Source organism: Janthinobacterium sp. 1_2014MBL_MicDiv, assembly GCF_001865675.1.
In the GTDB taxonomy this organism is placed as follows: Bacteria; Pseudomonadota; Gammaproteobacteria; order Burkholderiales; family Burkholderiaceae_D; genus Janthinobacterium.
This window is the reverse complement of the sequence record NZ_CP011319.1, coordinates 2,936,517-2,948,652: the sequence shown is the minus strand read 5'-3', so window position 1 is coordinate 2,948,652 and position 12,136 is coordinate 2,936,517. Positions and strand designations below refer to the sequence as shown.

Here is a 12,136-nt window from a genome sequence, read left to right as displayed (position 1 = left end):
CCGCCAGGACATCCCATGCAAGTGCACAGCAGCCACGATGTTTCCAGCCCGGATGACGACCCGCCGGCGCCGCCCGTGCTGCACCAGGCCTTGGCCGGCCTCGGCTGGGGCTTGCTGACGTGCGTGCTGTGCTTTGCCATCCTGTTCCTCACCAAATGGCTGCTGCCGCCCGAATACTGGGGCGCGCACACGGGCCTGGCCAAGTTCAAGCGCGAAATGTCGCTGCCCCTGCTGGTGTTCTGGGTGGTCATCTATTCGCCCATCCTGGAAACCTTCCTCGGCCAGCTGCTGCCGCTGGAAATCCTCAGGCGCCTGGGCGCCAGCCGCCAGCTGAGCATCGCTGCCGGCGCCATCCTGTGGGGCGTCGTGCACTACATCAGCGGCGGCTTGCTGCACGCCATCGTCGCGCTGGGTTCGGGCGCCATGTTCAGCTTTGTCTACCTGCGCTACCGCGCCCCGGGCGTGGCTGCCGCCTACACGACGACGGCCTTTTCGCGCGCCTGCAATAACATCGCCATCCTCGTCGCCGTGTTTTACGGCCTCGACGCCTGAGCCGCTTCCTTCCTGAACAAATACAGCAGCAGCGCGGCCAGGGCCACGGCCAGGCCCGCCAACAGCCGCAGCAGGTGGCGGAAGGCGTCGTCATAGCTGGCCCGCAGCAAGGCTTGGTGCCCAGGCAACAGTTGCGCCGCCTGCTGCAGGTCGCCCAGCGCGGCGCGGCTGGCGGCCGCCAGCAAGGGCAGCCCGGCCGGCAACTGGCGTGCCAGTGCCGCCCCGATCAGGCCGGCCAGCACGGCGCCGGCCACGGCCAGCGCCACGCCGTCGGCGCTGATGCGCACCGTGTTGAAGATGCCGGTCGCCATGCCGGCCCGCTGCGTTTCCACCGCGCTCAGGGCCATGCCATCCATCAAGCCCCACGGCAAGCCGATGCCGATGCCGACCAGCAGCAATGGCCAGGCCAGCGCCGCGCCGCTGCCGGTGCCCAGCACCTGCGCCAGCCAGGCCAGCGCGACGGCCACCAGCAGCAGTCCTGCCGCGCACAGGGTACCGGCCTTGAACCAGCGCAACAGCAGCGCCGCCAGCACGGGCACGACCAGCAGCGGCGCGGCCAGCGCGATCATCAGGCGGCCCGCCGCCAGCGCCGAGACGCCATCGATGCCGATGAAACGCCCCGGCAGCATGACGATGAGCACGATGAACAAAAAGGCGGGCGAGGCGGCCAGCACTTGCACGCCGACAAAGCGGCGCTGGCGGAACAGCCGCAAGTCCAGCATCGCTTGCCGCGCCTTGCCTTCGATCACGATGAAGCTCCAGAACAGCAGCGCGGCCAGGGCCAGCGGCAGCAGCACGGCCGCGCTGCGCCAGCCATGTTCGGGCGCCAGCAGCGTGCCCACCGTCAGCAAGGCCAGCGCGGCGCTGAAACTGATGGCGCCTGGCCAGTCCAGGCGGCCACCGGCCTGCGGCGCATCGGCCGGCACGCTGGCCGCCACCAGCAGCGCGCCGATGGCGCCCAGCAAGGCCGTCGCGTAAAAGATGGCGGGCCAGCGGGCCAGCTCCAGCATGGCGCCGGCCGCCAGCGGGCCGAACGCGAGGCCCAGGCCGAAAGTCGTGCCCAGCAAGCTCATCACGCGGTTGCGCGCGGCACCGCGGAACAGGGGCGCCAGCGAGGACATGGCGGCGGCAAACGCGGCCGCGCCGCCGAGTCCCTGCACGCCGCGCAGCACGGCGATCCACGCCACCGTGGGCGCCCAGGCGATGGCCAGGGTCGCCACGCAGAACAGCGCCAGTCCGCTGAGCCATACGCGCCGGCGCCCCAGCACGTCCGTCAGGCTGCCGGCTACCATCATGGCGCTGCCATAACTGAGGATATACGCGTTGATGACCCAGTTCAGGGCCGAGGCGCTGCCGTGCAATTCGGCGCTGAGCGCGGGCAGCACGACGGCCGGGCCCGTGAAACACAGGGGGATGAGCAAGCCCGTCAGGCAGGCGGCCAGGACTTGCAGGGTCAGCATCAGCTTGGAAGAAGAGGGCATGGACAGCAACTCGAAAATAAGGAGGGACGAGTATGGCGTGCCGCCGATTAAAGAAAAACAGGCTAAACTGACGAACATATCGGACAAATTTGTCTTCAATAAGGCGTGATATGGATAGTCTGGGCGGCATCGCCATGTTCGTGCAGGTGGCCGACAGCGGCAGTTTCTCGGCCACGGGCCGATTGCTGGGCCTGTCGTCATCGGCCGTCGGCAAGAGCGTGGCGCGCATGGAGGCGCGGCTCGGCGCGCGCCTGTTCCAGCGCAGCACGCGCCACCTGGCGCTGACGGACGAGGGCGAAAAATTCCTCGCCCGCTGCAAGCGCATCCTGGCCGAGGTGGCAGCGGCCGAGCGCGAACTGGGCGAATCCACCGGCGCGCCGAGCGGACGCCTGCGCATCAGCCTGCCGCGCTACAGCGGCTTGTTCGAGCCCGTCATCGCCGCCTTCATGCTGGCCTATCCCGCCATCGAACTCGACCTCGATTTTTCCGATGCGCTCGTCAACATCGTCAGCGACGGCTTTGACGCCGCCGTGCGCACGGGCGAGCTCGACGATTCGGGTTTGACGCGGCGCAAACTGTGCACGTTTCGCCGCCTGCTCGTGGCCTCGCCCGCCTACCTGGCGCGCCATGGCCAGCCTGGCCATCCGGCCGATCTGGCGCAGCACCAGCGCCTGCACTACCGCTTTCCCGCCACGGTGAGGCTGGAACAGTGGCCGTTGACGATGGAAGGCACGGCGCCGGCGCCGGGCATGGTCTGCAACAGCGTGGAAATGCGCGTCCACCTGGCCGTGCAGGGACAGGGCATCGCCTACCTGCCCGCGTTTGCCGTGCAGCGCGAACTGGCGGCGGGGCAGTTGATCAGCCTGCTCAATGAGCACACGCAGCAGCAAACGGGCTTCTGGCTGCTGTGGCCCGCCAGCCGCCACATGCCGCCGCGCCTGCGCGTGTTCATCGATTTCCTGGTAGAACAATTTCAGAACCGTACTTTTGGAGCCTGGCCTTGAGCGACGATCCGCGCCTGACCGACCTGCAGCGTCACGTGGCGGGCGCCACCGTGCGCCACGCGCATCCGTTCGGCGATGCTTCTGGCATGCCGCTACCGCCGCCGGCGCCGCTGACGCCGGCGCTGCGCGACGACTGGGTGCGGCCCCTGTACATGGGCTTGCACCAGCCGCAGGCGCAGGCGTGCGCGCGCCGGCTGGCGCAGGCCGATGACGCCGTCATTGCGCGCCTGCTGGGCCAGTTCGACTGGCGCAGCCGCACGGCGGGCGCCTACCTGGCCGCATTGAAGGAGCGGCCCGCCTTCACGGCGCAGCTGGGCGGCCTGCTGCTGGCCAGCGAGGTGTGCTATGCGGGCAGCGCCTACTGCCTGGCGCTGGCCGCTTTCGACACGCCGGACAGCCGCGCCTACCTGCACCGCTATCTCGCACATTATTTGCGCCAGCCGCAGCTGCACTTTGATCAGGCGCAGGCGATGGCCGCCATCGCCTATCTTGACGACAAGAACGGCACCGACGCGGCGGCGCGGCATGCGCCAGCCTGGGCCGATTTCGCGGCCAGCAGGCCCGGCCTGGCACTGGACGAGGCGCTCGCGGCATTTACATCCCGCATGGCCACCTTGCGCGCCTTGCAGGCCGCAGCGCCTGGCAAGTAAGTAGCCCGCTTCCTTCTCCCCCGCATCGCCACCGTGCCCCGGTCCGGCCGCACAGGCTGGCCCGGCATTGCCATTCCTGCCACTCCTGCCATTCCCCCGTCCACCTGCGTGCAGTGTGACATTTGCATGACAAATAACAGTGTTTCTTGCGTCCGAACGTCAGTAGGGGGTGCATGCGAGGCGACGCTCAACCGCGCGCCGTCCATGCGCCGAAAGTGCCGGACCGTTGAAGGTGCACGCTGGACTGCAAGTGGCGGCGGCCGGGACTTTTGCCTTGCATGTCAGCTTGCGCCGACATATTCCATCATGGTTTTGACGTTTAACGACAGGAAACTGCAACATGACTCAACAATCTGCATCGCAAAATTCCACCGCTGCGGGTGACGGTGTGTCCGCCCTCGAGGCTTACCTGAACAGTATCGCGGCGGCCCCGCAGCGCTACACCGGCACGCCGAACGCGGACGTGCTCAACGGCTCCACGGGCGCCGACGTGCTCGAAGGCCTGGCCGGCGACGACACGTATTACGTCAACCACAGCGGCGACGTGATCGTCGAGCTGGCCAACGGCGGCACCGATACCGTGTATACCAGCGTCAATTACACGGTGGCCGACAACGTTGAAAATGTACGCCTCACGGCCGCCGGCCTGACGGTGACGGGCAGCGCCAACACCAATAACTTCTTTTATGTCGACGTGGCCGGCGGCAATGTACTCGATGGCGGCGGCACGGGCAATTCGGTCAATTACCTCGGTTCCAGCGTGGGTGTGACGGCGAGCCTGGTGGCGGTGAATGGCGCCCCGACGGCACCGGCGGGCAGCGATGTGCTCGTCAATTTCAGCAACGTCGTCGGCAGCAAGTTCGACGACGTGCTGACCGGTAACGAGCTCAGGAACTCCCTCGTCGGCGGTTATGGCAACGATACCTTACGCGGTGGCAAGGGCGACGACTTGCTGGCCGGCATGCAGGGCGACGATACCTATATCTTTGCCCGCGGTGATGGCGCCGACTCCATTGCAGAGGTGGAGGAGGCGGGCAGCCGCAATGTCGTTTCCTTCCTGGCCGGCGTCGGCGCCGACCAGCTGTGGTTCCGCCAGGTGGGCACGACCCTGGAAGTAAGCACCATCGGCACCACCGACAAGATCACCGTCAACGGCTGGTATGCGGGAACGGGGCTGCGCATCCAGGAATTCCGCACGGCCGACGGCCGCGTGCTGCTGGGGCGCGACGTGCAAAACCTGGTGCAGGCGATGGCGGGCCTGACGCCGCCAGCAGCCGGCCAGCTGACCCTGCCGGCCAACATCGCCGCCATCCTGGCGCCGGCGCTGGCGCAGAACTGGCGCACCGAGGGACCGAGCCAGCCCAGCAATGGCGCCTATGTCGGCACGGCAAACCCGGACATCATCAAGGGCACGGCCGGCGCCGACGTGATGGCGGGCCTGGCGGGCGACGACATTTACTATGTCAACCATGGCGGCGACGTCGTCATTGAGCAGGCCGGCGGCGGCCGCGACACGGTGTATACGACGGTCGATTACTCCCTGGCCAGCCACATCGAAGAGGTGCATCTCAGCGCGGCCGGCCTGACGGTGACGGGCAATGGCAACGACAACGTATTCCACGTCGATGTCGCCGGCGGCAATGTGCTGCGCGGCATCGGAACGAACGTTTCGGCCACCTATGCCGGTTCCAGGGCCGGCGTGACGGCCAGCATGATCTCCAGCAACGACAACCCCGCGCCACGCCCGGGCAGCGATGTGCTGCTCAACATCGGCCGCGTGGAAGGCAGCGCCTATGATGATGTGCTGTTCGGCAACGAACTGTCCAACACCCTTTCCGGCGGACTCGGCAACGATACCTTGCAAGGCGGCAAGGGCGATGACGTGCTCGTTGGCGGCCTCGGCGACGATACCTATGTCTTTGCGCGCGGCGACGGCGCCGACATCATCGCCGAAGCGTCCGCCGACGCCAATTACGACGCCATCGCCTTCCTGGGCGGCGTGAATATCGACCAGCTGTGGTTCCGCCAGGTGGGCGCGGACCTGGAAGTGAGCACCATCGGCACGACGGACAAGATCACCATCCGTTCGTGGAACGCGGCCGTGCCGAACATCGAGGAATTCCGCACGGCCGCCGGCCACGTCATGCGCGGCGTCGACGTGCAGCTGCTGGTGCAGGCGATGGCGAACCTGACGCCACCGCCGCTGGGCCAGCTGACCCTGCCGGCCGGCACGGCCGCCGCCCTGGCGCCCGCGCTGGCCCAGGCCTGGCACTTCAACGGCCCCACGCAACCGACAGGACAGCACTTTGTCGGCACGACGGGCGCCGATATCATCAACGGCACGGCCGGCGCCGACCTGCTGGAAGGCCTGGGCGGCGACGACACGTATTACGTCAACCACGGCGACGACTTCATCGTCGAGCGGGGCAATGGCGGCAGCGATACCGTGTACACCAGCGTCAATTACAAGGTGGCCGACAACGTCGAGATCGTGCGCCTGAACGCGGCCGGCCTGACGGTGACGGGCAGCGCCTACACGAGCAATATGTTTTATGTGGAAACCGCTGGCGGCAACGTGCTCGACGGCGGTGGCGCCGGCAATACGCTCAATTACGCCAGCGCCACGACAGGCGTGACGGCCGCCTTCGCACCGGTCGGCGGCCCCATGGTCGGGCGTCCGGGCGCCGACGTGCTGGCCAATTTCAATATTGTCATCGGCAGCAAGTTCGATGACGTGCTCATCGGCAATGAGATCAAGAACATCCTGGCTGGCGGCCTCGGCAACGACACCTTGCAGGGCGGCAAGGGCGACGATACGCTCGCTGGCGCGCTGGGCAACGATACCTATATCTTTGGCCGCGGCGACGGCGCCGACATCATCGCCGAGGTGGTGGAGGCGGGCAGCCACGACGTCGTGTCCTTCCTGGCCGGCGTCAGTGCCGAACAGCTGTGGTTCCGCCAGGCGGGCGCGCACCTGGAAGTGAGCACCATCGGCACCACGGACAAGATCACCGTGAACAACTGGTATGCGGACACGCCGGTGCGCATCGAGGAATTCCGCATGGCCGATGGCCGCGTCTTGCTGGGCTCCAATGTGCAAAACCTCGTGCAGGCCATGGCGGGCCTGACGCCGCCGCCGGTCGGCCAGCTGACCTTGCCTGCCGGCACGGCCGCCAGCCTGGCGCCGGTCATGGCGCAGAACTGGCGCGTCCCTCAGCAAGCGCTTGCCGCCAGCCAGGGCGGCTACGGCGCCTTGCAAGCCGATTCCGCGCAGCTGGTGCAGGCGATGGCCGGTTTTGCCGTGCCGGCGTCGGCCTCGGCGCACTGGCAGGCCCAGGGCGGCGCTGCCACGCAGATCCAGCTGGCGGCGGCGCACTGATAGCGTGAGCAGCTAGCGTCACCATCACGCAGCCAGGCCGGGGTCGCATGCCCGGCCTGGCTGCGCCATAGACTTTTTGATATCGCCCGATGACCGCACTCCCATACCGCAACGATACGCCGCACGCCCCACCCACCGCAACCGCCGAGACAGGCGCGCCGCCCGACACGGGCTTGCTGTCGCTGCTGCTGATGGCCAGCCTGCACGGCGTCGCCGCCGACGGCGCGCAGCTCAGGCATGCCTTTGGCCAGACCGACTTCACGCGGCAAACCATCGTGCTGGCCGCCAGGCAGCTGGGCTTGACGGCCAGGCTGGTGCGCCAGGCGCCCGAACGGCTGGCGCAGGCGCCGCTGCCGGCCATCGCCATCGATACGGCTGGCCGCTTCTTTATCCTTGGCAAAGTCGACACGGGCGATGACGGCGTGAGCAAGGTGCTGATCCAGCATCCGGGCCAGCCGCCGCAAATCCTCGGCCGCGACGCATTCCTCGCCGCCTGGACGGGCGAACTGATCTTTTTCACCAGCAAGGCAAGCTATGCCGGCGAGACGGCACGCTTCGACTTCAGCTGGTTCATCCCCGCCATCGTCAAATACCGCAGGCTGCTGGGCGAAGTGCTGCTGATTTCCTTCGTGCTGCAGCTGATCGGCCTGGCCACGCCCCTGTTTTTCCAGGTGGTGATGGACAAGGTGCTGGTCAACCACGCCATGCAGACCTTGCACGTGGTGGCCATCGGCCTTGTCTGCGCCATCGTCTTCGAAGCCGTGCTCGGCGCCATCCGCACCTATGTTTTCGCCCGTACCAGCAGCAAGATCGACGTGGAACTGGGCGCGCGCCTGTTCCGCCACCTGCTGGCCTTGCCGATCGCCTACTTCCAGGCGCGCCGCGTGGGCGATTCCGTGGCCCGCATCCACGAACTGGAAAACATCCGCTCCTTTTTGACCGGCAACGCCATGACCCTGGTGCTGGACGTGCTGTTTTCCTTCATCTTCATCGCCGCCATGCTGTGGTACAGCGCCACCCTGAGCGTCGTCGTGCTGGCCTCGATTCCCGTCTACGCGGCGCTGTCGATGCTGCTCACGCCCATCCTGCGCGCGCGCCTCAACGATAAATTCAACCGCAGCGCGGAAAACCAGTCTTTCCTTGTCGAAACGATCAGCGGCGTCGACACGGTCAAGGCCATGGCCGTCGAGCCGCGCTGGCAGCAGCAGTGGGAAAAACAGCTGGCCGGCTATGTCTCGGCGGGCCTGTCGGCCAGTCACATCGGCATGCTGGCCGGCGGCGGCGTCACCCTCGTCAGCAAGCTGGTGACGGCATCCATCATGTGGTGGGGCGCCATTCTCGTCATCGACGGCAAGATGACGGTGGGCGAGCTGGTCGCCTTCAACATGCTGGCCGGGCAGGTGGCGTCGCCGATTTTGCGCCTGGCGCAGCTGTGGAACGATTTCCAGCAGGTGGGCATTTCCATGAGCCGCCTGGGCGACATCCTCAACGCCCGCACGGAAGCGGGCAGCCAGAAGGCGCGCATGCCGCGCATCGCCGGCGCCATCGAATTCCAGCAGGTGGGTTTCCGCTACCGGCCCGACGCGGCCGAAGTGCTGCGCGATGTGTCGCTGCGCATCGCGCCGGGCGAGGTGATCGGCATCGTCGGGCGTTCCGGTTCCGGCAAGAGCACCCTGACGCGGCTGGCGCAGCGCCTCTACCTCCCCGAGCGGGGCAAGGTGCTGGTCGACGGGCAGGATATCGCCGTCATCGACACGGCCTCGCTGCGGCGCCAGATCGGCGTGGTGCTGCAGGAAAACATACTGTTCAACCGCTCCGTGCGCGACAACATCGCCCTCAGCGACCCGGCGCTGCCGATGGAAGCCGTCATCGCCGTGGCGAAACTGGCGGGCGCCCACGAGTTCATCTGCGAGTTGCCAGAAGGCTATGACACCATCGTGGGCGAGCACGGCACGGGCCTGTCGGGCGGCCAGCGCCAGCGCATCGCCATCGCCCGCGCCCTCATCGCCAATCCGCGCATCCTGATTTTCGACGAAGCCACGAGCGCGCTCGACTACGAATCGGAAAAGATCATCCAGGACAATATGCGCGGCATCTGCGCCGGGCGCACCGTGCTGATCATCGCCCACCGCCTGTCGGCCGTGCGCGAGGCGCACCGCATCGTCGTCATGGAGCGGGGCCAGGTGGCCGAGGTGGGCAGCCATGACGCGCTGCTGGCGCAGCCGGGCGGCATCTACGCCCATCTGTACAGCCTGCAGCAGGGCGCGGCGGGGAGCGCAGCATGAGCGCCGGCCACCGTTTCGCCGCGTATGGCGAGCTGCTGCAGCGCTACGGCCAGGTGTTGCGGCATTGCTGGCGCATCCGCGCCTCGCTGGGCGGCCCCGTGCTGAGCGAGGACGAGGCGGCCTTTTTGCCGGCCGCGCTGGCGCTGCAGGAGCGGCCCGTGTCGCCGTCGCTGCGCGTCACGGCGCGCGTGCTGATGCTGCTCGTTGCCTGCGTCGTGCTGTGGGCCGTCTTCGGCCGGGTCGACATCATCGTCAATGCGGCCGGCAAGGTCATTCCTTCCGGCAATACCAAGACCATCGCCTCCGTCGATGTGGCGGCCGTGCGCGCCCTGCATGTGCAGGAAGGTCAGGCCGTGCAGGTGGGCGAGCTGCTGATTGAACTTGACAGCCGTGGCCCGGACGCCGAGCGCGACAAGGCGGCCGGCGACGCCGTGGCGGCCGCGCTGCAGGTGGCGCGCTCGCGCGCGCTGATCGCCGCCATCGGCACGCTGACGCCGCCGGTGCTGGGACCGCTCAGGGATATCCCCGCCGCCGACCGCGCGGCCGCGCAGGCGCACGTGGATGGCCAGTACGCGAGCTTCCGCGCCAGGCTCGCCCACCTCGACGGTGAAATCGCCCGCTACGCCCAGGCGCTGCCGCTGGCCACGCAGCGCGCCGGCGATTACCAGGCGCTGGCCCAGGCGCGCGACGTGTCCGAACACGCGTGGCTGGACAAGGAACAGGCGCGCATCGACCTGGCCGGCCAGCTGGCATCGGCCCGCAGCGAACGCGCGGCCCTGCTGGCGCAAACGAGGAAAGACGCGTACGACGCGCTGACGGAGGGCGCGCGGGTGGCGGCCGCCAGCGGCCAGGATGCGCGCCGCGCCGGTGCCCGCGGCAGCCTGCTGCGCCTGACGGCGCCCGTCGACGGCACGGTGCAGCAGCTCAAGGTGCATACCCTGGGCGGCGTGGTGCCGGCCGCGCAGGCGCTGATGCAGATCGTGCCGCGCGCCAGCACGCTGGAAATCGACGCCGTGCTGGACAACCGCGACGTCGGCTTCGTCCAGGCGGGGCAGGCGGTCGCCATCAAGGTCGACGCCTTCGACTACACGAAATACGGCACCGTGCCGGCCGTCGTCAAGAGCGTCTCGCGCGACGCCATCGAGGATGAGAAGAAGGGCCTCGTGTATGCGGTGAAGATCAGCGTGCGGCAGCCGGCCATCGTCATCGACGGCAGGCGCGTGCCGCTGTCGGCCGGCATGGCGGTGCGGGCGGAGATCCGGACGGGGACGAGGAGGGTGATCGAATACGTGCTCTCGCCGCTGGTGCGGCACCAGAAGGAGGCCCTGCATGAACGCTAGAGGCCGCGCCATGGCCATCGCCGCCGGCTTGCTTTTCAGCGCCGTTTCGGTACAGGCCGGCGATTTCGCCGGGCAGCTGGACGACCCGCTGCGCGCGCAGCCGGCCGTGCCGGCGGGCGGCTTGCCGCTGCCGGGCGACCTGGGCGTGGCGCCGTGTCCGCCCGCCTACGACGAGGCCGCGCCGCTGACCCTGCCGGTGGCCGTCGACCTGGCCCTGTGCCACAACGCGCAGGTGCACGGCGCCTGGGCCGGCATCAAGCTGCAGGCGGCCAGCCTGGGCGAGGCCAGGGCCGCCTACCTGCCCACCGTGAACGGGGGAGTGAGCCGCGTGCATGACCGCACGGCCTATCCCGGTTCGCGCACGGGCGCCAGCAGCTTGAGCAGCAATACCGGCTCGCTGAGCCTGTCCTGGCGCCTGTTCGATTTCGGCGGCCGCGCGGCGGGCCAGCGTTCGGCCGGCGCGCTGCTCGATGCGGCCTTGGCCAACCGCGACGCGGTGCTGCAACGGACGCTGGCAGCCGCGATCGGCGCCTATTTCGATGCGCAGACGGCGCTGGCCGGCGTGCGCGTGCGGCGGGAATACCAGGCCCTGGCCGAGGAAACGGTGGCGGCCACGCAGCGTCGCGCGCAGCGCGGGCTCGGTTCCCACAGCGACACCCTGCAGGCGGCGAGCGCCCTGGCCAAGGCGACGCTGGGCGCCAGCCGCGCCGATGGCGATTACCGCAAGGCCAGGGCAGTCCTCGTCTACACGCTCGGTTTGCCGGCCAGCACGGACGTGGTGCTGAACGAGGAGGCGGATGCCGGCGGCGCGACGGCGGGACTGCGCGACGACTTGCACGCCTGGCTGACGATGGCCCGGCAGCGGCATCCGGCCATCGCGGCGGCGCAGGCGCGCCTGCAGGCGGCGCGCGAACGGGTGGCCATCGCGCGTTCCGAGGGCCGCCCCAGCATCGACCTGACGGCGAATATCTACCAGAATGGCCGTCCGAACCAGGGCTTGTCGCCGGCCTCGACGCGCGAAACGCTGGTCGGCGTATCGCTGAACATCCCGCTGTTCGACGGTTTTGCGCGCAACTACAAGGTGCGCGGCGCGCTGGCGCAGGCCGAGCAAAGCCAGGCCGAGGCCGAGGAAGCGCAGCAGCAGACCCTGATGGACCTCGTCAAGGCGCATGCGGAAGCCGGCACGGCGCTGGGGAACCTGGCGGCGGCGCAGGCGTGGCAGGATGCGGCGCAGGAAGCGCTGGCCAGCGTGCAGCGCAAGTTCGGCCTCGGTGCGGCCGACATCCTGGAAATGCTGGCCACGCAGTCCGCGCTGCTCGAGGCGCGGCAGGAGCGCGTCCGTTGCCAGGCGGAATGGCGAGCGTCCCGGCTGCGCCTGCTGGCCAGCGCCGGCATCCTGGGGCGCGACGCCATCGCGGGCCGGGAGGCGCCGCACTAGCCATCCC

8 protein-coding genes are annotated in these 12,136 nt (G+C 68.6%); 7 read left to right on the top strand and 1 reads right to left on the bottom strand.

The annotated features are described in order from the left end of the window. Positions 1-15 precede the first annotated feature (15 nt). The gene (locus YQ44_RS12895) at positions 16-552 is read left to right on the top strand and encodes a CPBP family glutamic-type intramembrane protease (RefSeq protein WP_071323721.1); all 537 of its coding nucleotides are present in this window, start codon (positions 16-18) and stop codon (positions 550-552) included. Here YQ44_RS12895 and YQ44_RS12890 read toward each other — a convergent pair. Beyond that, complete coding sequence (locus tag YQ44_RS12890; RefSeq protein WP_071323720.1) at positions 534-2,033, bottom strand: MFS transporter; 1,500 nt, start codon at positions 2,031-2,033, stop codon at positions 534-536. The two genes, YQ44_RS12895 and YQ44_RS12890, sit on opposite strands and share 19 nt — an antisense overlap. Positions 2,034-2,143: 110 nt before the next feature. Between YQ44_RS12890 and YQ44_RS12885 the strand changes: the two genes are divergently transcribed. The 6 genes from YQ44_RS12885 to YQ44_RS12860 all read left to right on the top strand — a co-directional run bounded on the left by YQ44_RS12885 (position 2,144) and on the right by YQ44_RS12860 (position 12,129). Further along, positions 2,144-3,037 carry a LysR family transcriptional regulator gene (locus YQ44_RS12885; protein ID WP_071323719.1) on the top strand — a complete coding sequence of 298 codons (894 nt, stop codon included), beginning with the start codon at positions 2,144-2,146 and terminating at the stop codon, positions 3,035-3,037. Then, positions 3,034-3,687, top strand: a complete 654-nt coding sequence (locus YQ44_RS12880) for a DUF6000 family protein (protein ID WP_071323718.1) — start codon at positions 3,034-3,036, stop codon at positions 3,685-3,687. Before YQ44_RS12885 ends, YQ44_RS12880 begins: the two co-directional genes overlap by 4 nt. Before the next feature lie 340 nt (positions 3,688-4,027). Next, positions 4,028-7,066, top strand: coding sequence for a calcium-binding protein (locus YQ44_RS12875; RefSeq protein ID WP_083411815.1), 3,039 nt, complete (start codon positions 4,028-4,030; stop codon positions 7,064-7,066). A gap of 89 nt (positions 7,067-7,155) precedes the next feature. Beyond that, on the top strand, positions 7,156-9,351 hold the full coding sequence (locus tag YQ44_RS12870) for a type I secretion system permease/ATPase (protein WP_071323716.1): 2,196 nt from the start codon (positions 7,156-7,158) through the stop codon (positions 9,349-9,351). Next, on the top strand, positions 9,348-10,691 hold the full coding sequence (locus YQ44_RS12865) for an HlyD family type I secretion periplasmic adaptor subunit (protein WP_071323715.1): 1,344 nt from the start codon (positions 9,348-9,350) through the stop codon (positions 10,689-10,691). The genes YQ44_RS12870 and YQ44_RS12865 overlap by 4 nt, the downstream gene beginning before the upstream one ends. Continuing rightward, a complete protein-coding gene (locus YQ44_RS12860; RefSeq protein WP_083411814.1) occupies positions 10,681-12,129 on the top strand; it encodes a TolC family protein in 1,449 nt (482 codons plus the stop codon). The genes YQ44_RS12865 and YQ44_RS12860 overlap by 11 nt, the downstream gene beginning before the upstream one ends. Positions 12,130-12,136: the final 7 nt, after the last annotated feature.

Coding starts and splice junctions, on each gene's coding strand:
- YQ44_RS12895 (WP_071323721.1), top strand. CDS start 16: ATGCAAGTGCACAGCAGCCACGATGTTTCCAGCCCGGATGACGACCCG.
- YQ44_RS12890 (WP_071323720.1), bottom strand. CDS start 2,033: ATGCCCTCTTCTTCCAAGCTGATGCTGACCCTGCAAGTCCTGGCCGCC.
- YQ44_RS12885 (WP_071323719.1), top strand. CDS start 2,144: ATGGATAGTCTGGGCGGCATCGCCATGTTCGTGCAGGTGGCCGACAGC.
- YQ44_RS12875 (WP_083411815.1), top strand. CDS start 4,028: ATGACTCAACAATCTGCATCGCAAAATTCCACCGCTGCGGGTGACGGT.
- YQ44_RS12870 (WP_071323716.1), top strand. CDS start 7,156: ATGACCGCACTCCCATACCGCAACGATACGCCGCACGCCCCACCCACC.
- YQ44_RS12865 (WP_071323715.1), top strand. CDS start 9,348: ATGAGCGCCGGCCACCGTTTCGCCGCGTATGGCGAGCTGCTGCAGCGC.
- YQ44_RS12860 (WP_083411814.1), top strand. CDS start 10,681: ATGAACGCTAGAGGCCGCGCCATGGCCATCGCCGCCGGCTTGCTTTTC.